At 70.2% G+C, this 21,457-nt stretch carries 18 protein-coding genes and 1 tRNA gene; 13 read left to right on the top strand and 6 right to left on the bottom strand.

Annotated features, from left to right (window positions below; all coding sequences use genetic code 11):
* The first annotated feature begins 50 nt into the window (after nucleotides 1-50).
* On the top strand, nucleotides 51-908 hold the full coding sequence (rsmA, locus tag QM611_RS05585) for a 16S rRNA (adenine(1518)-N(6)/adenine(1519)-N(6))-dimethyltransferase RsmA (RefSeq protein WP_415078916.1): 858 nt from the start codon (nucleotides 51-53) through the stop codon (nucleotides 906-908).
* Here rsmA and QM611_RS05580 read toward each other — a convergent pair.
* Nucleotides 901-2,118, bottom strand: coding sequence for a carboxypeptidase-like regulatory domain-containing protein (locus tag QM611_RS05580; protein ID WP_415078915.1), 1,218 nt, complete (start codon nucleotides 2,116-2,118; stop codon nucleotides 901-903). The genes rsmA and QM611_RS05580 overlap by 8 nt on opposite strands.
* A gap of 83 nt (nucleotides 2,119-2,201) precedes the next feature.
* On the opposite strand from QM611_RS05580, the gene QM611_RS05575 reads away from it, so the two are divergent.
* From QM611_RS05575 to QM611_RS05560, 4 genes are read left to right on the top strand one after another with little or no spacing between them, the layout of a single operon-like run.
* Nucleotides 2,202-3,272 carry an aldo/keto reductase gene (locus QM611_RS05575; RefSeq protein ID WP_415078914.1) on the top strand — a complete coding sequence of 357 codons (1,071 nt, stop codon included), beginning with the start codon at nucleotides 2,202-2,204 and terminating at the stop codon, nucleotides 3,270-3,272.
* A 32-nt stretch (nucleotides 3,273-3,304) separates the two neighbouring features.
* The gene (locus QM611_RS05570) at nucleotides 3,305-4,237 is read left to right on the top strand and encodes a 4-(cytidine 5'-diphospho)-2-C-methyl-D-erythritol kinase (protein ID WP_415078913.1); all 933 of its coding nucleotides are present in this window, start codon (nucleotides 3,305-3,307) and stop codon (nucleotides 4,235-4,237) included.
* Nucleotides 4,238-4,252: 15 nt separating this feature from the next.
* The gene (locus tag QM611_RS05565; protein ID WP_415078912.1) at nucleotides 4,253-5,554 is read left to right on the top strand and encodes a GNAT family N-acetyltransferase; all 1,302 of its coding nucleotides are present in this window, start codon (nucleotides 4,253-4,255) and stop codon (nucleotides 5,552-5,554) included.
* Nucleotides 5,555-5,588: 34 nt separating this feature from the next.
* A complete protein-coding gene (locus QM611_RS05560; RefSeq protein ID WP_415078911.1) occupies nucleotides 5,589-7,433 on the top strand; it encodes an ABC-F family ATP-binding cassette domain-containing protein in 1,845 nt (614 codons plus the stop codon).
* Here QM611_RS05560 and QM611_RS05555 read toward each other — a convergent pair.
* Nucleotides 7,430-9,043: a helix-turn-helix domain-containing protein gene (locus QM611_RS05555; RefSeq protein WP_415078910.1), complete on the bottom strand. Its 1,614-nt coding sequence runs from the start codon at nucleotides 9,041-9,043 to the stop codon at nucleotides 7,430-7,432. The genes QM611_RS05560 and QM611_RS05555 overlap by 4 nt on opposite strands.
* A 132-nt stretch (nucleotides 9,044-9,175) precedes the next feature.
* Between QM611_RS05555 and QM611_RS05550 the strand changes: the two genes are divergently transcribed.
* Entirely contained in the window at nucleotides 9,176-10,264 is a 1,089-nt protein-coding gene (locus QM611_RS05550) for an ABC transporter substrate-binding protein (RefSeq protein WP_415078909.1), read from the top strand.
* A 182-nt stretch (nucleotides 10,265-10,446) separates the two neighbouring features.
* A complete protein-coding gene (locus tag QM611_RS05545; RefSeq protein ID WP_415078908.1) occupies nucleotides 10,447-11,250 on the top strand; it encodes a hypothetical protein in 804 nt (267 codons plus the stop codon).
* Between the two features lie 227 nt (nucleotides 11,251-11,477).
* Here the strand turns inward: QM611_RS05545 and QM611_RS05540 are convergent, their stop codons facing one another.
* Complete coding sequence (locus QM611_RS05540; RefSeq protein ID WP_415078907.1) at nucleotides 11,478-11,978, bottom strand: MarR family winged helix-turn-helix transcriptional regulator; 501 nt, start codon at nucleotides 11,976-11,978, stop codon at nucleotides 11,478-11,480.
* A 91-nt stretch (nucleotides 11,979-12,069) separates the two neighbouring features.
* Between QM611_RS05540 and QM611_RS05535 the strand changes: the two genes are divergently transcribed.
* From QM611_RS05535 to QM611_RS05510, 6 genes are all read left to right on the top strand, one after another.
* A tRNA-Gln gene (locus QM611_RS05535) sits at nucleotides 12,070-12,141 on the top strand.
* Nucleotide 12,142: 1 nt separating this feature from the next.
* Entirely contained in the window at nucleotides 12,143-13,609 is a 1,467-nt protein-coding gene (gene glmU, locus QM611_RS05530; protein ID WP_415078906.1) for a bifunctional UDP-N-acetylglucosamine diphosphorylase/glucosamine-1-phosphate N-acetyltransferase GlmU, read from the top strand.
* Complete coding sequence (locus QM611_RS05525) at nucleotides 13,581-14,618, top strand: ribose-phosphate diphosphokinase (protein WP_415078905.1); 1,038 nt, start codon at nucleotides 13,581-13,583, stop codon at nucleotides 14,616-14,618. Before glmU ends, QM611_RS05525 begins: the two co-directional genes overlap by 29 nt.
* A gap of 110 nt (nucleotides 14,619-14,728) precedes the next feature.
* A complete protein-coding gene (locus QM611_RS05520; protein ID WP_415078904.1) occupies nucleotides 14,729-15,175 on the top strand; it encodes a hypothetical protein in 447 nt (148 codons plus the stop codon).
* A 9-nt stretch (nucleotides 15,176-15,184) separates the two neighbouring features.
* Nucleotides 15,185-16,192: an FAD:protein FMN transferase gene (locus QM611_RS05515; RefSeq protein WP_415078903.1), complete on the top strand. Its 1,008-nt coding sequence runs from the start codon at nucleotides 15,185-15,187 to the stop codon at nucleotides 16,190-16,192.
* Nucleotides 16,189-17,835 carry an FAD-dependent oxidoreductase gene (locus tag QM611_RS05510; RefSeq protein WP_415078902.1) on the top strand — a complete coding sequence of 549 codons (1,647 nt, stop codon included), beginning with the start codon at nucleotides 16,189-16,191 and terminating at the stop codon, nucleotides 17,833-17,835. The genes QM611_RS05515 and QM611_RS05510 overlap by 4 nt, the downstream gene beginning before the upstream one ends.
* A gap of 271 nt (nucleotides 17,836-18,106) precedes the next feature.
* Here QM611_RS05510 and QM611_RS05505 read toward each other — a convergent pair whose 3' ends face one another.
* The 3 genes from QM611_RS05505 to gndA all read right to left on the bottom strand — a co-directional run.
* Nucleotides 18,107-19,630: a sensor histidine kinase gene (locus QM611_RS05505; RefSeq protein WP_415078901.1), complete on the bottom strand. Its 1,524-nt coding sequence runs from the start codon at nucleotides 19,628-19,630 to the stop codon at nucleotides 18,107-18,109.
* Nucleotides 19,627-20,355, bottom strand: coding sequence for a response regulator transcription factor (locus QM611_RS05500; protein ID WP_415078900.1), 729 nt, complete (start codon nucleotides 20,353-20,355; stop codon nucleotides 19,627-19,629). Before QM611_RS05500 ends, QM611_RS05505 begins: the two co-directional genes overlap by 4 nt.
* Before the next feature lie 86 nt (nucleotides 20,356-20,441).
* On the bottom strand, nucleotides 20,442-21,457 hold a 1,016-nt coding region (gndA, locus tag QM611_RS05495), incomplete at its 5' end, for an NADP-dependent phosphogluconate dehydrogenase (RefSeq protein ID WP_415078899.1).

Raw genomic sequence — 21,457 nt, 5'->3', positions numbered from 1 at the left:
GGCAAAGGCGCCCCGGCAAAGCGCGCACCGCGCTCGGTACTGTGGAGACCATGCCCGTGACCCTGCTCGGCGCCGCCGAGATCCGCGCGCTCGCCGGCGAACTCGACGTGACACCGACCAAAAAGCTCGGGCAGAACTTCGTCGTCGACGCCAACACCGTGCGTCGCATCGTCCAGACCGCGGGCGTGCGACCGGGCGAGCACGTGGTCGAGGTCGGCCCGGGGCTCGGATCGCTGACCCTCGCGCTGTTGGAGACGGGCGCGTACGTCACCGCCGTCGAGATCGACCATCGCCTCGCCGCTCGCCTCGCCGAGACGGCGACCGCGCACGGCGTTCCCCACGGCGCGCTCACGGTGGTCGACGCCGACGCCCTCCGGATCACCGAGCTTCCCGGCGACCCCACCGTGCTCGTGGCCAACCTGCCGTACAACGTGTCGGTGCCCGTGCTGCTGCACTTCCTCGAGACGTTCCCGGCGATCGAGCGCGGTGTGGTGATGGTCCAGGCCGAGGTGGGCGAGCGGCTCGCCGCCCCGCCCGGATCGAAGGTGTACGGCGCGCCGAGCGCGAAGGCCGCGTGGTACGGGCCGTGGCGGCTCGCCGGGCACGTGTCGCGGCACGTTTTCTGGCCCGTGCCCAACGTCGACAGCGTGCTCGTCGCGTTCGAGCGCGACTCCCTCCCGCGCGGAGACGACGACGAGCGCCGCCGCACGTTCGCGCTCGTGGACGCGGCGTTCCAGCAGCGGCGCAAGATGCTGCGGCAGGCGCTGTCGGGTGTGCTCGGCGGTGGCTCGGCGGCATCCGCGGCGGAGATTCTGGAGCGGGCGGATGTCGCGCCGACGGCGCGCGGCGAGCAGCTCGCGGTCGACGACTTCCTCCGCGTCGCGCGCACCGACGCCGGGGCTACTTGATTCTGACCTTGATCTTCTTCGTGGCCGGCTTCGCGAAGACGCTGCCCTTGTACACGATCCGATAGGTCTTCGTGCCCGGCTTCTGGTGCGCGATCTTCAGCGTCGCCTTACCTTGGCGCACTGTTGCGGTGGCAAGCGTCTTGCCCTTGCGCACGATGTGGACCTTGCCGTCGATCCGGCTGCGCAGCACGCCCTTCGCCGAGACGGTCACGGAGAATTTCGCTTTCCTCTTGCCCGGCGTGACGGCAGCCTTCAGCGTCGTGGCCTGGGCGCAGCTTTTGGGCGTCGTGATGGCCACGCCCGTCTCTGATTCTCCCGAGGCCAGCTCGAACGCGGCCGAGTAGTAGTTCTTCGTGAAGCATCGGTCGATCCCGAGCCGGTAGGTCCCCGACGGCAATCCCGTCACCTCGAATACGGTCGGATGGCGCCCCAGCTCGACATCTCGCAACCACCGCCACGTGCCGCGAGACATCCGGTAGACGCGGAGGAATGACGATGTCGGGTCCTTCGGGTCGCCGACGATCGTGCCGGAGACCGTCGCCGGCAGGGACAGGCTCAACCCGACTCCGGAAAGGTGCCAGCCGGGCTCCAACGTGAATCCTTCCGAATAGGACACGACGTACGGGTCGTCGGGGACGAGCCGGATGCGGTAGTCGTCGTCGGCCGGCAGATTGCGGATCTCGAACGCGCTCTCGCCCGCAGCGAGTTGCTGGGCGCCCTCGGTCACCCAGTCCTCCGCGTCTTGAAGGTCGTACCGCTGCGCTTCCACGGTCACCGGCACGGACGGGATCGACCCGTCAGGGCTCGTCACCTCCCCCGACACGGCGGCGCCGGCGGTCAGTGCGACGTCGAAGGTGAGGGGACTGGGCGGGTCGGTCCAGAACGCGTCCGACAACGTGCGCGCGGCGTAGTCGCCGCCGGAAGCCTCGACCACGATCCGGTACAGGCCGAATCCGAGTCCTGAGAACTCGTAGTCGGTCTCACCGGCGCCGAGCGTGACATCCTGCGCGTCGAGCCACCAGTCCTCCGCGTCCTCCTGCAACTGGATGTGCAACGTGCTCACCCCGACCAGTGGCGCGCCGCCTGGCCCCGTGATCGTGCCGGAAATGGTGGCTGTGCCGGCGGCGTGGGCGGGCGCCGCGGTGAGCAGCCCCAGCACGAGCGCGGCCAGTGCCATCAGCGCGACCAGTGCGCGTGGGCGAGCACGCATAGCACGTCCTCCTCAGTGTGACGAGCCGATAGGGGGCATCCTACGCCGCCGGCCCCGCAAGCCGCCACGCTAGGGTCGAGAGCGTGACAGACCCCGCATCGCGCTTTCGCTCGGACGTTTCCGACATTCATCGCCCGTACACCGCGGCCGACGCCCGCTACGCGTCGACGCAGTACCGGCAGGTCGGCTCGTCCGGGCTCTACCTGCCGCCGATCTCGCTCGGCCTGTGGTGGAACTTCGGCGACAACATCCCGCTCGACAACCAGCGCGCGCTGCTGCGCCACGCGTTCGACCACGGCATCACCCACTTCGACCTCGCGAACAACTACGGCCCGCCCTACGGCTCGGCCGAGAAGAACTTCGGCCGCATCTTCGCCGAGGACTTCCGGCCGTACCGAGACGAGCTCGTCATCTCGTCGAAGGCGGGCTGGGACATGTGGCCCGGGCCGTACGGCGACCTCGGGAGCCGCAAGTACATCCTGGCCAGCGCCGACCAGTCCCTGGACCGCATGGGCCTGGAGTACGTCGACATCTTCTACTCCCACCGCGTCGACCCGGTGACCCCGATCGAGGAGACCATCGGCGCGCTTGACACCCTCGTGCGGCAGGGCAAGGCGCTGTACGTGGGCATCTCGTCGTACAGCGCCGAGCGCACCGCCGCGGCGAAGGCGGTCGCCCGCAGCCTCGGCACACCGCTGGTCATCCACCAGCCGGCTTACTCGATCCTCAACCGCTGGATCGAGGATGGGCTCACCGGCGTGCTGCGCCAGGAGGGCATGGGAGCGATCGCGTTCACTCCGCTCGCGCAGGGCCTGCTGACGAGCAAGTACCTCGGCGACGGCACCGCGCAGCGCGCCCAGCAGCGCTCGTCGCTGCCGGAGGGCCGCCTCCCCGAGCGGGGCCTTGCCGCCCTTCGCGGGCTCGACGCGATCGCGCGCGGACGCGGGCAGACGCTCGCACAGCTCGCGATCCAGTGGGTGTTGCGCGACCCGGTCGTCACCTCGGCGCTCATCGGCGCGTCCAGCCCCGCGCAGCTCGACGAGAACCTCGCCGCGCTGAACGGCCCGGCGCTCACGCAGGAGGAGCTGCAGGAGGTCGACGGCCTCGCCGACGCGATCGACGTCGACCTGTGGGCGGGGTCGAGCACGTTGTGACCGCCGTGCTGGAGACGACGGAGGGCTGACGGATGGCGCTTTCCGTGCTCGACGGCCCGGTGCACGTGCGCGCCCCGGGCAAGCTCAACCTCTTCTTCGAGGTCGGCGCGCGGCAAGACGACGGCTACCACGATGTCGCCTCCGTCTACCAGGCGGTGTCGCTGTACGAGGAGGTCTGGGCAACCCCGGCGGCTGACTTCTCGGTGTCGGTGAGCGGAACGGTGGATGTCTCGACGGTGCCCGAAGACGACCGCAACCTCGCGCTGCGCGCCGCGCGCGCGGTCGCGAAGCGGCTGAAGACAGGCGAAGGCGTGCACCTCGACATCGTGAAGCACGTGCCCGTGGCGGGCGGCATGGGCGGCGGGTCGGCGGATGCCGCGGCCGCCCTCGTCGCGTGCGACGCCCTGTGGGACGGAGGTCTCGGCGCCGCCGAGCTGCACCGGCTGGCCACCCGCCTCGGCGCCGACGTGCCGTTCGCGCTGATGGGCGGCGCCGCGGTCGGCACGGGGCGCGGCGACCGGCTCAGCCCCGCCCTCGCGCGGGCCCGATTCGACTGGGTGCTCGCCGTCGACGACGGCGGCCTGTCGACTCCCGCCGTGTACGGCCGGCTCGACGAGCTGCGCGACCAGGACGCTCCCGACATCGCCCCGCAGCCGCGCGGGCCGGAAGTGGAGCCGGTCGTGCTGCAGGCGCTGCGGTGCGGCGACCCCGAGCTGCTCGCGCACGGCGTGCGCAACGACCTGCAGGCCGCCGCGCTCAGCATGCGCCCCGAACTGGGGGACCTGCTCGCGGCGGGGGAGCGCGCGGGCGCTCTGGCCGGACTCGTGTCGGGTTCGGGGCCGACGACGGCCTTTCTCGCCGGCGACCCCGAGCACGCCCTCGAACTGCAGGTCGGTTTGAGCGCGAGCGGCTACGCCGCGCTGCACGTCCACGGACCTGTGCGCGGCGCGCACGTGGTCGGCTGACCCGAAGGGACTCCCATGCCGCACGACGCATATCTCACGACCCCGCCGAGCGCCGCGTCGGCGCGGCTGGCCGGCCAGGGGCTGGACACGTGCCTCGTCGACACCGCCGACGGCTTCGAGCCGTGGCTGCAGGTCGTCACTCGCGCGTTCCTCGGCTCCGAGCGCTCGCCCGAAGAGGTGGCGTCGGCGCGCGAGCGCACTCCTTACCGGCGGAAGACGGGCGTCTACGACGCCGCTGCCGCGATGCCGGACTGGCCGGTCGCGACCATCGCCTCGTGGGTCGCGGAGCTGACCGTCCCCGGCGGCGGCGCCGTCCCGGCATCCGCCATCTCGTCCGTCACCGTCTCGCCCACGCACCGCCGTCGCGGCATCGCCCGCGTGCTGCTGGAAGAGGAGCTGCGGCTGGCTGCGGCATCCGGCCTCCCGCTCTCCGTGCTCACCGTGAGCGAGTCGACCATCTACGGTCGCTACGGGTTCGGGGCCGCGGCCGCGGCCGCCTCGCTCGTCCTCGACGTGAAACGCGCCGCGTGGGCCGGCCCCACGCCCGGCGGCCGGGTCGACTTCGTGTCGCGGGAGCGGTGGCGCGACGTGGTCGCCGCCGTGCACGAGCGGGCGCGGGGGAGGGATGCCGGAGAGCTCGACATGCCCGCGGGCCACTTCGACCTGTTCGCCGGCACCCTGCCCGAGTCGAAGGACGCCGGCGCCAAGCGGGCCGTGCAGTACGCCGACGAGGCCGGCGAGGTGCGCGGGGCGGCGCTGTACACCCTCAAGGAGAACGACGACGACTTCACCAAGGCGACCGTGCGCCTGGAGTACTTGGCGGCCGAGACACCCGACGCCTACGCCGCGCTCTGGCGGTTCTTCGTGGAGCTCGACCTCGTGGCCGAGGTGCGCGCGAGCGAGCTGTCGGTGGACGAGCCGCTGCTGTGGATGATCTCCGACCAGCGCGCCGCGCGCGTGACGGTGAGCGACCATCATTACGTGCGCGTCCTCGACGTGACCGCCGCCCTCAGCGCGCGCCGGTATGGAGCCGCCGGCCGGATGCTGCTCGAGGTCGACGATCCGCTCGGCTATGCCGCGGGCACGTGGCTGCTGGAGGTCGACGACGAAGGCGTGGGCACCGTGTCGCCGGCGGCGGGGGCCCCCGACGACGCGGTCCGTGTGCGGCTCGGCGTCACCGAGCTGTCCGCCGCCTACCTTGGCGGTGTGTCGCTCGCGACCCTCGCCGACGCCGGTCGGGTGCAGACGACGGATGCCGCGCTGGCCGCGCGCGTGTTCGGCTGGCACCGCCCGCCGCGCCTGAGTTTCTGGTACTGAGCGCCGGCGCCGGCTCGCTTACGCTGGACGGGACATGGCGCATCTTCTCGGGGCCGAAGCCCTGCACCTCGACTTCCCGACCAAGGTCGTCTTCGACTCGGTCTCGCTCGGCATCGACGAGGGCGACCGCATCGGCGTCGTCGGCCGCAACGGAGACGGCAAGAGCTCGTTGCTCGCGATGCTCGCCGGCCGCCTCGCCCCCGACTCCGGCCGAGTGACGGTGCGGCGCGGGGTGCGCATCGGGGTGCTGGAGCAGAGCGACATCCTGCCCGACGACGAGACGGTGGGCCACGCCGTGGTCGGCGACGGCCCGGAGCACGAGTGGGCGGGATCGGCGCGTGTCCGCGAGATCATCGCCGGGCTGTTGTCCGACGTGCCGTGGGATGCCGCGCTCGGCACGCTCTCCGGCGGCCAGCGCCGCCGCGTCTCGCTGGCGCGGTTGCTGGCGGGCGACCACGACGTGCTGTTCCTCGACGAGCCCACGAACCACCTCGACGTCGAGGCGATCGCGTGGCTTGCCGCGCACCTGAAGCGGCGCTGGCCGGCGAACGCCGGAGGGCTGCTCGTCGTGACGCACGACCGGTGGTTCCTCGACGAAGTGTGCACGACGACGTGGGAGGTGCACGACCGTGTCGTCGAGCCGTTCGAGGGAGGGTACGCCGCGTACATCCTGCAGCGGGTCGAGCGCGACCGGCAGGCCGCTGTCGTCGAGCAGCGCCGGCAGAACCTCGCGCGCAAAGAGCTGGCGTGGCTGCGCCGCGGCGCTCCGGCGCGCACGTCGAAGCCGAAGTTCCGCATCGAGGCCGCGAACGCGCTGATCGAAGACGTCCCCGAGCTGCGCAACAAGACCGAGCTGCAGTCGCTTGCCGTCGCGCGGCTCGGCAAAGACGTCGTCGACGTGCTCGACGCCGGCGTCGCGTACGACGGGCGGGACGTGCTGCGGGATGTCCAGTGGCGCATCGCGCCGGGGGAGCGCACCGCCATCCTCGGGGTGAACGGCGCCGGGAAGTCGACACTCTTGGGGCTCGTGGCGGGCACGATCGACCCCACGACGGGCCGCGTCAAGCGGGGCAAGACTGTGCGGGTCGCGACTCTGACGCAACGTCTCGACGAGCTCGAGGAGCACCTCGACGACCCTGTGCGCGTGGTCATCGCGAGGCTGCGCACGAGCTACACGGTGGGCCCCTCGACAAGCTCAGGGGCCGGCGCCAAGGCGACCGAGCTCACTCCCGGGCAGCTGCTGGAGCGGATGGGATTCGCCTCGGCGCAGCTGTCGACTCCGGTGAAAGACCTCTCCGGCGGCCAGAAGCGGCGGCTCCAGCTCCTGCTCATCCTGCTCGACCAGCCCAACGTGCTCATCCTCGACGAGCCCACCAACGACCTCGACACTGACATGCTCACAGCCCTCGAAGACCTGCTGGACTCGTGGCCGGGAACGCTCTTGGTCGTGAGCCACGACCGCTACTTCCTGGAGCGCGTGACCGACCAGCAGTACGCGATCCTCGACGGCCGGCTCCGGCATCTCCCGCGCGGCGTGGACGAGTACCTGCAACTGCGTTCTGCTTCCCGGTCGTTGAGCGAGGAGCGCAGCGATGAGACGAAACGCGGCGAGCGAGTTTCGTCTCCCTCCGGTCGCTCAACCATCGGGGGAGCGCTGTCCGGCGCGCAGCAGCGTGCGGCGCAGAAGGAGCTGAGCGCGATCGAGCGACGGCTGGAGAGGCTCGGCGCGAACATCAAGGATGTCCACGAGCGGATGGCCGACCACGATCACACCGACTACGTGGGGCTCCAAGCGCATACCGACCGCTTGCGAGAGTTCGAGGCAGAGACCGTGCGGCTCGAAGAGCGTTGGCTGGAGTTATCCGAACTGCTCGGCTAGCACCAGCTTCGGACGGTTCCCCTGCGGATGGGACGGACCGAGTCTCGCTGGCTGCCCGCAGGCGAGATCGCGGCTTCGTGACGCTGGTATTCCCGCGGCGACATCCCGTGAGCGGCAGAGAACGCCTTCGTGAACGCCGACGTGCTCTTATAGCCAATCTGGCGCGCCACGTCGCCGGGCGTTCTCTCGGTCCACAAGAGTGCGCGAGCGACGTCCATGCGCAGTCGCGATCGCCATTGGGTAAAGGGCATTCCGGTCTGCAGGGAGAACTCCCGGCTCAGCTCCAGAGCGTCGACATGGAGGATGGTCGCCCACTCCGCCAGAGATCGCGCGTTGCGAGGGTCGTGCCATAACGCGGCGCCGATCTTTGCCACAGAGGATGCATGAGCGTGCAGCGCGGCACCGTCCTGGTCGCGGCCAAACTGCGCCCGGAACAGCATGTCGACGAAGGTTCCGGGGCCAACGGCGGGCCTGAGCAAGGTCTCCTCTGACAGGGCGATGTGAAGGAGGTAGTCCTCCGCACAGGCCGGGTAAGCGAACGTCGTGAGGTGCTCGGGCGCCACGTGCGCATGGCCGCGCCGAGTGCCGACGGGCAGCAATACGGAGCCGTCGCCGAGCGCGGCCTGGAACGGCACCCCCGCGGGAACCCAGATGAGGTCTCCGCGTTGGAGCTGTCGTTCATGGGCCCCGATGCGAAGTGTCACACGTCCTCGGTACGCCCAATGAAGCACGTGGCGGTTCTCAATCTGGACCGGCCGCAGCTCCGAAGGGATTGTGGGCGCGGGCTGGCTCTGTGCGATGCGCGCCGCGACGTCATCGACGGTGTCGTTGCCCGCGCTGTCGCGCGACGCGGCATCGACCGCGACGCGCCGCGCGAACTCCCGCGGAGCGACACCTGTGTGCCGTCGGAACGCCCGAGTGAAACCGGCCGGCGACGTGTAGCCCACCTGCCGGGCGGTCCATCCGATCCCGTGCCCTTCGATCAGTCGGGCCGCGGCTGCGGCCACGCGTGCTCGAGTGCGCCATTCAGACAGCAGGAGGCCGGTCTCGTTGCGGAAGTGGCGCTGCAACGTCTTCACGCTGATGTGCTCTCGCTCCGCAAACGCTGTTGCGGACATACCGCTGCCGGGCGCTCGCAGGATCGTCATTGCGACTGACCGGGCCGCGGAGGAACGCGGCATCGGCAAGGATGCGGCGTAGTCGCCGACCTCGCGCAAGCGCTTCGTCGGAGACGTCTCGCGCAAGAGCTGCTGCAAAGGCGCGGTGCGCGTGACCTCCCCGGCGGCAAACCGATGCATCAGCCAGTCGTTCCAGCCCACGGGGACGGACACGATTCGCACGTCAGCACGTGCCGCCGGCAGCATCGTCTCGGAGGCGAAGATCGGGACGGCCAGCGTTCCTTGCTCCGTCTGGACGGAATGGACGACACCGGGTGGGACAAGGATCGCTTCCCCGGTTGAGACGCGATGCGCTCGCCCTGCCACCTCGACCATTGCCAGGCCTGCTCGCACCCAGAGCAACAGCACAAGCCGATCGTTCGACAGCGGTCCTGCCGAGACTGGCGGAAGCTCCTCCACCGTGAGCAGCGGGATGCTGCTGACAGTCCGCACGAAGACGCCTCCTGGACAGGACAACGAATAGTCGCTTCATGATAAGCGGTGAAGGTAAGGCGAAGCTAACCTCGATCGAGTGCGTGCGCCTTCCCGGCGCCTGAGTCAACCCCGAACAAGAGAGAACCACTGATGAGGACCGTGCGCCCAGAACGATTCCGACCTGCCATTGCTCTGGGGGCCGCGATCGTCGCGGCACTCCTGCTGTCAGGGTGTGGCGGCGGGCCCGACACAGGATCGGCGACGGCCAGCAGCTCGACAAGCCTGTTGCCCGCGGCTGAGGGCGTGACGCAGTACCCGCTCGCGCTGACGACGGCTTGGGGCGAGACATCGCTCGAGGAGCGTCCCGAGCGGATCGCCGTGGTCAACTCCTACGGCACTGATGTCGAACTCCTCGCCAGCATCGGAGTTTCGCCGGTGCTGGCACCGGACACCTTCGAACGCTCCATCTGGACCCTCGAAGCGCTTCCGCACGAGGTCGAGACCGTGTACACCTACGACGACGCGGAGCCATACCCGTACGAATCCGTCGCCGCGAGCGAACCGGACCTCATCATCGTCACGGCGGAGGACATCGGCGCTGAGGCGTACGAGCGTCTCGCCGAAATCGCGCCGGTCCTGGCCGCCGAGACTTCCGACGACATCGTGGACACCTGGCAAGACCGCCTCGATCAGATCGCAACGGCGCTGGACCTCAGCGCCGCCGCAGAAGACGTGGTCGACGGCCACGACCAGTTCTTCAGCGACGTGCGAGCGGACAACCCGGAGTTCGAGGGATTGACGGCGACCTATCTGGTCGTGTTCGGAGGCGAATGGGGGATCGAGTATTACTCTGGAACCGGATCGACCGTCGAGTCTCTCTTCCTCAGCCTCGGCTTCAGCGCCAACCCCCTCGCCGAACAGTTCGACAACAAGCGGACCACGGTCAGCACTGAACTCATCAGTCAGGTCGATGCTGACGTGCTCATCGTCGCGAACAACACGCAGGATCTGGAGCGCACCGAGTTCGACGAACTGCTCACGACGCAGCCCTTGTTCCAGCAGCTCAATGCCGTCAAGAACAACCATGCTGTGATCTTCGACAACGCGGGCAGCAGCTACGTCTTCGACGGGGAAGAGTCCGAGGGCAATATCGCCTGGGCGCTCGGATACCCCGGACCCCTGTCGACCGAATGGGCGGCCACGCGCATCGTCGCGATGATCGACTCGGTGCTGGAATGACGGCGTAGCGGCCGCAAACGACCCCCGCCGGGGCTCAGGCCGCCCTCGCCTCGACGCGTGCAGCGGACAAATAAGTTACTTCTTGGCTCAAGGCCTGTCTGATCTCATATGAAACTCCCAGCGTGCGCTTAGGCTAGGCAGTCGGGCGTTCTTTGCCCCACGAGTTGGAGGAATCTTCAGGGATGTTCAGTAAATCAACCAAGGTTGTCGGAATCGCGGCCGCTGCCGCGCTCGCACTCGGCCTGGGTATCACCGCGCCGGCCTCGGCGGCCGTCAAGGGGTCGAGCCTCGCGAACGTCGCGGTGTCCGGGTCGTCCAGCACGACGGCTCCGACCAAGTCCACGCGCACCAAGGCGTTCACCGTCACTTTCGACGGGCCTTCGGGCACGTACTATGCCGGCAAGGTCTCGGGCTCGTCTGTCTACCCGCCGACGATCAAGGTGCACAAGAAGAACAAGGGCGTCAAGTCCAGCCGCGTGGTCAAGCCCTACGTGACGTCCTGGCCCGGGGGCACCCCGGTGAGCCCTGCCAGCGGTTTCACCGTGAAGTTCGCGGTGCCCAAGCAGGTCACGCCCGGTGTGTACAAGATCACCTTCCCGGTCTCTCGTGTCGTCTCCGGGTCGGTCACGACCGTCTCCGCCACGAAGTACCTCACGGTCAAGGCGAGCACCAAGAACTCGAGGGCGCTGACCGGAGCCAGCGGCTCAGCCAAGGCGCACAAGACGTTCCCGGCGAAGCTCACGGCCCCCAACTACCAGGCCGGAGCCAAGGTGACCGTCTACTACAAGGCCAAGGGCACGTCGAAGTACAAGAAGGTCAAGACCGGCAAGCTCAAGGCGGGCACCAGCTACTCGACGGCGAAGATCAAGATCGCGGCCAAGTACAACGTCGGCGGCAAGGGCGGCCGGATCAAGTTCAAGGTCGGCTCGGTCAAGTACGCGCCGGGCTACAGCAAGTCGTTCAAGCTCACCGTCTACCGGTACTGAGCGAGCACGGTCTCGCACCGCTCGAGCGGGCTCGCGGCTTCGGCCGCGGGCCCGCTTTGTCGTGCTCAGCGGCATCCCTCTCCTTTCGCGCGCCCGCAGCCCGCACGCGCTACAGAAACCCGCACACGGAAATCGTCGCGCTACAGAAACCCGCAATCGCGCATGCGAATCGCGCGCGCGACCGCAGGAAACGCGCGCGCGAAGCGACGAGCAGCCGAGACGCGCCGTTAGAGGTCGAAGCCCAGGCTGAGTTTGCGCAGCAACGCGGCCAGGCGGTCGCGGTCGGAGCGCGAGAGCGTGCCCAGCAGCAGCGCCTCCGCGTCGACGAGGCGGGTGATGGCGGCGTCCACGCGGATCCGCCCGTCGTGAGTGAGGGTGACCAGGATGCTGCGCCCGTCGTCTGGGTCGGCCTCCCGCCGCACGAGGCGCCTGCCCACGAGGCGGTCGATGCGGTTGGTCATGGTGCCGCTGGAGACGAGCGTCTGCTGCAGCAACTGCTTGGGGCTCAGCTGGTACGGCTCGCCGGCCCGGCGCAGCGCGGAGAGCACATCCCACTCCCACGGCTCCAGCTCGCTGCGCTTGAACGCGTCGCGGCGCGCGCGGTCGAGGTGGCGCGACAGCCGGTCGACGCGCGACAGCACCTCCAGCGGAGAGAAGTCCAGGTCGGGACGCTGCGAGGTCCACGCGTCCACGATCCGGTCGACCTCGTCGTTCTCGCGCGGCGCCATCTCCCCATCATCCCCCAACCCCTCGACTCGGCGGGGCCGAGCGCGGCGCCGTGGCAGACTTGACGGGCGGCCCGGCAGCCCGGGCGTGCGGTCCGCCGTGGTGTAACGGCAGCACGACAGCCTTTGGAGCTGTGAGGTCTAGGTTCGAATCCTGGCGGCGGAGCATGACCGACACTCAACTCGCCATCGTGATCCTCGCCGCGGGGCAAGGCACCCGGATGAAGTCGTCGCTGCCCAAGGTGCTGCACCCGATCGGCGGACGGCCCCTCGTCTCGCACGTGATCGCGACGGCCCGCGCCCTGCACGCCGAGCACGTGCGCGTCGTGGTGCGCCACGAGCGCGATCGCGTCGCGGAGGCCATCGACGACGGCGAAGCCGACTTCGAGATCGTCGACCAGGACGAGATTGCGGGCACCGGGCGCGCCGTCGAGGTCGCGCTCGAGCGCCTTCCCGCCGACTTCGGCGGCGACGTGCTGGTGCTCAGCGGCGACGTGCCGCTGCTGCAGGCCGACACGCTCGCCGAGCTCATCGCCGCGCACCGCGCCTCCGGCGCTGCCGCGACGATTCTCAGCGCCGAGCTGGACGAGCCGACCGGCTACGGACGAGTCATCCGGACCGCTGACGGGTCCGTCGCCCGCATCGTCGAGGAGAGGGATGCCTCGCCCGACGAGGCGGCCGTGCACGAGATCAACGCGGGCGTCTACGTCTTCCGGGCGGCCCCGCTGCGCGACCACCTCCGCCTCGTCGACACCGCCAACGCGCAGGGCGAGCGCTACCTCACCGACGTCATCGGTCTGCTCCGCGCCGCGAACGAGGCCGTCGCCGCCGCTGCCGCCCCCGACCCGCGGGTGGCGCTCGGGGTCAACGACCGTGTGCAGCTGGCAGAGGCCGCCGCCATCCTGAACGCCCGCATTGTTCGCGACTGGCAGCTGGCGGGTGTCACCGTGATCGACCCGACCACGACCTGGATCGACGAGACCGTGGTGCTCGCGCCGGATGTCACGATCCTGCCCGGCACGCAGCTGCTGCGCGCCACGGTCGTCGCCACCGGCGCGGTGATCGGCCCCGACACGACGCTCGTGGACTGCGAAGTGGGGGAGGGCGCCACCGTCAAGCGCACCGACGGCACGCTCGCTGTGATCGGCGCGGGCGCCTCGGTCGGGCCCTTCTCGTACCTGCGCCCGGGCACCTGCCTCGGCGCGAACGGCAAGATCGGCACGTTCGTCGAGACCAAGAACGCCACGATCGGCGAGCGCAGCAAGGTGCCGCACCTCTCCTACGTGGGCGACACCACGATCGGCATGGGCGCCAACCTCGGCGCCGGGGCCATCACGGCCAACTACGACGACCTGGCCAAGCACCGCACCGAGATCGGCGACGAAGTGCACACCGGGTCGCACAACGTGTTCGTCGCGCCCGTTAGGCTGGGTGCCGGAGCGAAAACCGGAGCTGGGGCTGTCATCCGCAAGGATGTGCCAGCCGGGGCGCTCGCTCTGAGCGTCGCCCCTCAACGCAATCTCGAGGGGTGGGTCGAGAAAAACCGACCGGGCACTGCAGCAGCCGAAGCAGCAGCGCATTCCCGGTCTGCACAGAAAGCGGAAGATGGCTCGGAAGAAGAACAAGAAGCCTGATTTCGACCACCCCGACGACATCGCGCCCGCGCTCGTCGTCAAGAACATCAAGCGGCTCGTCATTGCCTCCGGCCGCTCGCACCGCCCTCTCGCGCAAGAGGTCGCCGCTTCGCTGGAGACCGAGCTGGTGCCGACGGAGTACCGCACCTTCGCCTCCGGCGAGATCCTGACGCGGTTCGAGGAGTCGATCCGCGGGTGCGACCTGTTTCTCGTGCAGAGCTTCGGCCCGCCCGTCAACGAGTGGCTGATGGAAACGCTCATCATGCTCGACGCGGCCAAGCGCGCCTCGGCAAAGCGCATCACGGTCGTCGCGCCGTACTACCCGTACTCGCGGCAAGACAAGAAGGGCCGCGGGCGCGAGCCGATCAGCGCGCGGCTCGTCGCCGACCTGCTGCGCACCGCCGGGGCCGACCGGGTCATGAGCGTCGACCTGCACGCCGCGCAGATCCAGGGCTTCTTCGACGGGCCCGTCGACCACCTGTTCGCCAAGCCTGTGCTCGAGGAGTACTTCGAGCGCACCCTGAGCGCCGACGACCGGGCCAAGCTCACGGTCGTCTCGCCCGACACCGGCCGCGTGCGCGTCGCCGACCGCTGGTCGGACAGCCTCGACGCGCCGCTGGCGATCATCCACAAGCGCCGCGACCCGAACGTGGCGAACCAGGTCACCGTCAACGAGATCGTCGGAAATGTGCACGGTCGCGTGTGCCTGCTCGTCGACGACATGATCGACACCGGCGGCACGATCGTCAAGGCCGCGCAGGCGTTGAAGGCGAACGGCGCGGAGCGCGTGATCGTCGCCGCGACGCACGCGATCTTCAGTGACCCGGCCCCCGAGCGACTGCAGGATGGCTCTGTCGACGAGGTCGTGGTCACCGACACGGTGCCACTGGGCCCAGAGAAGCGCTTCGACACCTTGACCGTGTTGCCGATCGCGCCGCTGCTGGCACGCGCCATCCACGAAGTCTTCGAGGACGGCTCGGTGACGAGCATGTTCGACGGGCAGGCGTAGCGTTCACGACGCGGCTCAGTGTCCATACATAGGTTCGGCATAGTGGATGCCGGGAGCGCGCCCGTAGTTTGACGTCAACGCATCCCAGGCCCCGCCCGAGGAGAACCGCCATGATCCGCACCGTTGCCGCATCCCGTCCCGCTCGAGCCGGAGCCGCCCTCGTCGGCGTCGCCGGACTGTTGGCCCTCGCCGGGTGCGCGGGCGTCTCGAACGGGGCCGCGGGCCAGTCCAGCAAGTCCGCGTCGGGCAGCAGCGGCAGCACATACGCCGACGGCTCGTACACCGCCGAGGGCACGTACGCGACGCCCGAGACGGTGGAGACCATCAACGTCACCGTCGCGCTCGAGTCCGACACCATCACCGAGGTCGACGTGACCGGCGACCCGCAGCGGCCCGAGTCCGAGAAGTACCAGGCCGAGTTCATCGGCGGCATCGAGGGCGAAGTGGTCGGCAAGGACATCGATGAGATCGCGGTCAGCCGCGTCGCCGGCTCGTCGCTGACCAGCGGCGGCTTCAACCAGGCGATCGAGCAGATCAAGCAGCAAGCGGCGGCGTAGGCTCGGCTGGTGGGCGAGGCGCGGGCGATGCGGCCGATGAGCGAGCCGCAGGCGGCCCTTCGACAGGCTCAGGGAGCGGGACAGGCTCAGGGAGCGGGACAGGCTCAGGGAGCGGGACAGGCTCAGGGAGCGGGACAGGCTCGGAACACGAGGCCCGGCTCGGTGTGGCGCTTCGACGCCATCGGCACCGTGTGGGAGATCGAGACATCCGCCGTCCTCTCGCCGGTCGCGCGGCTGGCGGTGCAGTCGCTCATCGCGGCGTTCGACGCCGACTGGTCGCGTTTTCGCCCAGACTCGCTCGTCTCGTCGCTCGCGCGCGGAGCGGGCGTGATGCCCGCCCCGCCCGACACGGCGGACATGCTCGACGCGTACGTCGCGCTGTCGGATGCGACCGACGGCGCGGTGAACCCGCTCGTCGGCGAGTCGCTCGAGCGGCTCGGATACGACGCCGACTACACGCTGCGACCCGTCGGCGGCCCCGTCGCAGCGCCGCGCGACTGGCGCGAGCAGCTCGCGTGGACCGAGGAGCGGATGCTGCTCACCAGCCCCGCGCTCATCGACGTCGGCGCTCTCGGCAAGGGCCGGCTTGTGGACCGCGTGCTCGAGGTCGTGGCGCAGTGGACCGAGGGCGACGTGGTGGTGGATGCCGGTGGCGACCTCGTGGCGCGCGGAGCCCCTGTGCGCATCGGGCTCGAGCATCCTTACGACCTCACGCGCGCGATCGGCGTCATCGAGCTGCGCGACGGCGCGCTGTGCGCGTCGGCCGCGAACCGGCGGGCGTGGGGCGACGGACTGCACCACGTGCTCGACGCCCGCACGGGCGAGCCGGTGCGCACGGTCGTGGCGACGTGGGCGGTCGCGTCGACCGCGATGCGCGCCGACGCGATCGCGACCGCGCTCTTCTTCGACGGTGGCGACCGGCTGGCGCACGAGTGGGGGGTCGAGTGGGTGCGGATGCTGTCGGACGGCCGGGTCGAGTACTCGCCGGGTTCTCCGGCAGAGTTGTTCACACGATGACATTTTCGTCCTTGACGGGGCTCTGGAACCGCGTGCTGCAGCTGCTCGGGCGTGCGTCGATGTACCGGCTGACGCTGTGCGCGCTGGCCGCGCTCACCGTGATCGCGCTGGTGCTGTCGGTGTTCGGACTCGTCTCTCCCCAACCGCTCGAGCTGGTCGCCACGCTTGTTGTGCTGATGGCGGCAGGCGTCGCCGTCGACAGTGTGGCGCAACGCGCATTGCGGCTGCCGCACCGCTACGAGTCGTCGTTGATCACGGGCGGCATCCTGCTGTTCGTGTTGCGGCCGACGCTTGAGCCGGCGGGACTGGCCGGCATTGCGCTTGCCGCGGCCGCGGCATCCGTCTCGAAATATGTCCTCGCGTGGCGCGGGCGGCACGTCTTCAACCCGGCCGCGATCGGGGCGACCGCGCTCACGCTGCTGAGCGTGGCCTGGCCCGACCTCGGCGCGTCGGCGTGGTGGGTCGGCTCCTCGGCGCTCGCGGCGCCGGTTGCGATCGCGGGGCTCATCGTGCTGTGGCGCACCGAGAAGCTGCGCATGGTCGCCGTGTTCCTGGTCGTCGCGGTGGGCGTGGCGGTCTTCCGGCTGGCCGCTCAACTGCAGGCGGCGGGGGCCGTGGTCGACAGCGGACAGCTGCTCTCGCTCGCCCTGTGGTCGTCGCCCGTGCTGTTCCTCGGCGCGTTCATGCTGCCCGAGCCGTTGACCCAGCCGCCCCGTCGCTGGCAGCAGCTGGTCGTCGCGGCGTTCGTCGGGGTGCTCGTGGGGTGGCCGATCGATGCCGGGCCCGTCACGCTCGGCCAAGAGCGCGCGCTGCTCGTCGGCAACCTGCTCGCCTTCGCGTTTGCCCTGCGCACCGCGGTGCGTGTCACGCTCGAGAAGCGGTCGGATGCCACGGCGACCGTGCGCCGGCTGACGTTTCGCGCCTCGCGCCCAGTGCGCTTCGTGGCGGGGCAGTATCTGGAGCTCGACGTCCCGCACCCGCATCCCGACGCGCGCGGCACGCGCCGCGAGTTCAGCATCGTGTCGGCGCCGGAAGACCTGCCGGTCATCGAGATCGCGTTTCGCGAGGCCGCGGCTTCGGCCCCTGAGCACCCCGCCCCGGCCCCTGAGCACCCCGCCCCGGCCCCTGAGCTTGTCGAGGGGCCGCCCCACCCCGCCCCGAAGCCCTCCAGCTACAAGCGTGCGCTCGCACAGGTGCAACCCGGCGACCGGCTCGCCGTCACCGGGGTGTGGGGCGACTTCGTGCTGCCGCGCCGCGAGCTCGCTCCGGTGCTGATGGTGGCCGCGGGCATCGGCGTCACGCCGTTCGTCGGTCAGCTGCGGCACATGACGCTGGCGCGCGAGGATCGCGACGTCGTGCTGGTCTACGTCGCCTCGAGCGCGTCCGAGCTTGCGTTCCGCGCCGACATCGAGGCATCCGGCATCCCTGTCGTCGTCTTCACACGCGACCGGCCCGCGGCGCTGCGGTCGAACTGGGTGTGGGCGGAGGGCGTCCGCCTCGACGCCGAAGGGCTCGCCCGCGTCGTGCCCGATATCGACGCGCGTCACGCGTACGCGTCCGGTCCGGCCGGCCTGCTCGCCGACCTCGCGCCCGCCCTCGCGAAGGCGCGCTCGGTGACGACCGACGCCTTCTCCGGCTACTGACCCGCGTGCGCGCGCACGGCGCCCGCGTTGAGTTGCCGCGTTCTGCGGTGGGTTCTGCAGATCGTGGCAATCGAAAGCAGCGAGGGGATGCCGGAGCCCCACGATCTCGTTGAGTTGCCGCGTTCTGCGGTTCGCTCCCGCGGTTCGCGGCAACTCAAAGCGGCGGGGACGCCGCAGCATCCCGCACCGCCTCGTGAGTTGCCGCGTTCCGCGCGGCTCGAGCGCGGATTGCGGCAACTGAACGCGGCGCGGACGCGGCGGAGTCCGCCGGTCAGGCCGGCGCGGAGGCGGCGGCGGGCTCGTCGGCCGACGGCTCGGCCGGGCGCGCGGGCAGCCGCACCGTGAACACGGTGTCGCCCGGCACGCTGTCCACCGAGATCGCGCCGTGGTGCGCCCCCACGATCGCGCGGGCGATCGACAGGCCAAGGCCGCTCCCGCCGGTCTTGCGCGCCCGCGACCGGTCGGCGCGCGAAAAGCGCTCGAACAGCTCGTCCGCCACGGCAGGGTCGATGCCGGGCCCGTCGTCGCGGACGCGCAGCACCGCGTCGGCGCCATCCCGCTCCACCGAGACGCGCACGGTCGTTCCCGCCGGCGTGTGGGTGCGCGCGTTGGCGAGCAGGTTCGCCACGACCTGGTGCAGCCGTGTCGTGTCTCCGGCGACCACGACCGGGTCCGGCCCGATGTCGAGCCGCCACGTGTGGTCGGGTCCGGCGGGCCGCGCGTCGCCCACCGCCTCGATGACGAGCTGCGTGAGATCGACCGCGCCGTAGACGAGCTCTTGGCCCTCGTCGAGGCGGGCGAGCAGCAGCAGGTCTTCGACGAGCGTCGTCATCCGCAGCGACTGCGCCTGGATGCGCTCCAGCGCCGATTCGGTGTCGTCGCCCACGGTCGAGGAGCCCCGAGGGTTTCGCAGGGCGCGAAGTGACAGCTCCGAGTACCCGCGAATGGACGCGAGCGGCGTGCGCAGCTCGTGGCTCGCGTCGGCGACGAAGCGTCGCATCCGCTCCTCGTTGCGCTGCCGAGCATCCAGCGACGAGTCCACGTGGTCGAGCAGAGTGTTCAACGCCGCGCCCACGCGGCCGACCTCGGTGCGCTCGTCCGCCTCGGCCGGCGGCACGCGCTCGGCGATCGACACCGAGCCCTGGTCGAGCGGGAGGGATGCGACCCGCGTCGCCGTGGCTGCGACCGCCCGCAGCGGCCGCAGCCCGAGGCGGATGACGATCGCGATCGCCACCGCGAGCAAGAGCAAGCCCCCCGCGGTCACGACGCCGACGGTCAGCAGCATGGTCGCGATCGTCGCGTTGACCTCGCTCAGCGGCAGCCCCGCGAGGCCGGTGGTGGGCGTGTCGGGCACGGAGACCGGGGTGACGCGGTATGCGCCGAGCCCGGTGAGCGTGACATCGGGGCTCCCTGCGTCGATCGCCTTCTCCAACTCGGCCTCCTGCGTCGAGGTGAGCTCGATGACGACGCCGTCCGCGCCGACCACCGCGCCGCTCGTGGCGCCGTCGTCGGTGCGCAGCATCAGCAGGAAGCCGTACGGCTGGCGCCCGTGCGACAGCGCGTCGTAGGCGTCCCGCTGCTGAGGCGCGAGGCCGGGCGTGAAGATCTGCACCGACCGGGCTGTCGACGCGATCTGGGCGTCGAGGTTCTGCTTGAGCACGCCGCCCAGGATCGTGCTGGTCGCGACGGCGACCACGACCAGCAGCAGCGCGACGATCGCGATCACCGTCGCGATGAGCCGCGTCTGCAGGCTCAGCGGCCGGCGCGATCGCTGCACGGGGGCGGGCTTGGTCACTGCGGCGCCTTGATCATGTACCCGACGCCGCGCACGGTGTGGATGAGAGGCTCGCGGCCGGCGTCGAGTTTTTTGCGGAGGTACGAGATGTACAGCTCGACGATGCTGGACCTGCCGCCGAAGTCGTAGTTCCAGACGCGATCGAGAATCTGCGCCTTCGACACGACGCGGCGCTGATTGCGCATGAGGAAGCGCAGCAGCTCGAACTCCGTCGCCGTCAGCTCGATCTCCTCGCCGCCGCGCTCCACCTCGTGCGAGTCCTCGTTCAGCGACAGGTCGCCCACGCGCAGCGTGGGGTCGGCCGCGCTGGCCAGAGCAGTGCCGGCGCGGCGCATGAGGCCGCGCAGCCGGGCGACGACCTCCTCGAGGCTGAAGGGCTTGGTGACGTAGTCGTCGCCGCCCGCCGTGAGCCCGGCGACCCGGTCGGCGACGGCGTCCTTCGCGGTCAGGAACAGCACCGGCACGTCGTTGCCCGCCTGGCGCAGCCGCTGCAGCACCGCCATGCCGTCGAGGTCGGGCATCATGATGTCGAGCACCATCGCGTCGGGGGAGAACTCGCGCACGCCCTGCAGCGCCTCGTAGCCCGAGGCGGCGGTGCGCACCTCCCAGCCCTCCATGCGCAGGGCCATCGACAGGAGGTCGGTGAGCATGTGCTCGTCGTCCACGACGAGCACGCGCAGGGGGTTGCCATCGGGGCGGAGCAGGGCGGAGCTGGAATCGGTCATGCTCTCATTGTGAATGCAAAGCTATGCGCTTCCTATGGAGCGGGCTATGCGCTCTCTGTGAACCGCAACAGGAGCAGCGCCACGTCTCAGTGCGTGTCGACCGCCGAAACCTCCGAGCGGTCGCCCGACCACTGCGTGTGGAAGGTGCCCTCTTTGTCGACGCGCCGGTAGGTGTGCGCGCCGAAGAAGTCGCGCTGCCCCTGGATGAGCGCCGCCGGCAGACGGTCGGCGCGCAGGCCGTCGTAGTAGGCGAGCGACGACGAGAACGCAGGGGAGGGGATGCCGGCGCTCGCCGACGTCGCGACGATCCGCCGCCACGCGGCTTGCGCGCGGCCGAGCGCCTCGACGAAGTAGGGGGCGGTGAGCAGCACGGGCAGGCCGGGGTCGGCCGCGTACGCGTCGGCGATGCGGTTGAGGAACTGCGCGCGGATGATGCATCCGCCCCGCCAGATCTTGCTCACCGCGCCGAGGTCGATGCTCCAGCCGTACTGCGCGGCGCCGGCGCGGATCTCGTCGAAGCCCTGCGAGTAGGCGACGATCTTCGACGCGAACAGGGCGAGGCGCACATCCTCGATGAACGCGTCGACGTCGTCGGCGAAACCTCCGGCCCCTGAGCTTGTCGAAGGGCCGGGCAGGCCGCCGGAGACCGCCCGTTGCTCGGGGTGAGAGGACAGCGACCGGGCGAACACCGCTTCGGCGATGCCCGACACGGGAACGCCGAGGTCGATCGCGGTCTGCACGGTCCAGCCGCCGGTGCCCTTGGCGCCGGCCTGGTCGACGATGACGTCCACGAGCGCCTTGCCGGTGGCGGCATCGGTCTGCTTCAGCACCTCGGAGGTGATCTCGATGAGATACGACTCGAGCTCGCCGCGGTTCCACTCGGCGAACACCTCGCCGATCTCGGCGGGGGTCTTGCCGGTGCCGCGGCGGATGAGGTCGTACGCCTCGGCGATGAGCTGCATGTCGGCGTACTCGATGCCGTTGTGCACCATCTTGACGAAGTGGCCGGCGCCGTCGTGGCCGACGTGCGTGACGCACGGCTCGCCCTCGGCGACCTCGGCGATGGACTTCAGGATGGGGCCGAGGGTGACCCACGACTCGT

The organism is Microbacterium sp. (assembly GCF_047606685.1).
Classification (GTDB): domain Bacteria; phylum Actinomycetota; class Actinomycetes; order Actinomycetales; family Microbacteriaceae; genus Microbacterium.
The sequence above is the reverse complement of the archived record's forward strand: the minus strand, read 5'-3'. Positions and strand labels throughout refer to the sequence as shown.

Coding starts and splice junctions, on each gene's coding strand:
- rsmA (WP_415078916.1), top strand. CDS start 51: ATGCCCGTGACCCTGCTCGGCGCCGCCGAGATCCGCGCGCTCGCCGGC.
- QM611_RS05580 (WP_415078915.1), bottom strand. CDS start 2,118: ATGCGTGCTCGCCCACGCGCACTGGTCGCGCTGATGGCACTGGCCGCG.
- QM611_RS05570 (WP_415078913.1), top strand. CDS start 3,305: ATGGCGCTTTCCGTGCTCGACGGCCCGGTGCACGTGCGCGCCCCGGGC.
- QM611_RS05565 (WP_415078912.1), top strand. CDS start 4,253: ATGCCGCACGACGCATATCTCACGACCCCGCCGAGCGCCGCGTCGGCG.
- QM611_RS05560 (WP_415078911.1), top strand. CDS start 5,589: ATGGCGCATCTTCTCGGGGCCGAAGCCCTGCACCTCGACTTCCCGACC.
- QM611_RS05550 (WP_415078909.1), top strand. CDS start 9,176: ATGAGGACCGTGCGCCCAGAACGATTCCGACCTGCCATTGCTCTGGGG.
- QM611_RS05545 (WP_415078908.1), top strand. CDS start 10,447: ATGTTCAGTAAATCAACCAAGGTTGTCGGAATCGCGGCCGCTGCCGCG.
- QM611_RS05540 (WP_415078907.1), bottom strand. CDS start 11,978: ATGGCGCCGCGCGAGAACGACGAGGTCGACCGGATCGTGGACGCGTGG.
- glmU (WP_415078906.1), top strand. CDS start 12,143: ATGACCGACACTCAACTCGCCATCGTGATCCTCGCCGCGGGGCAAGGC.
- QM611_RS05525 (WP_415078905.1), top strand. CDS start 13,581: ATGGCTCGGAAGAAGAACAAGAAGCCTGATTTCGACCACCCCGACGAC.
- QM611_RS05520 (WP_415078904.1), top strand. CDS start 14,729: ATGATCCGCACCGTTGCCGCATCCCGTCCCGCTCGAGCCGGAGCCGCC.
- QM611_RS05510 (WP_415078902.1), top strand. CDS start 16,189: ATGACATTTTCGTCCTTGACGGGGCTCTGGAACCGCGTGCTGCAGCTG.
- QM611_RS05500 (WP_415078900.1), bottom strand. CDS start 20,355: ATGACCGATTCCAGCTCCGCCCTGCTCCGCCCCGATGGCAACCCCCTG.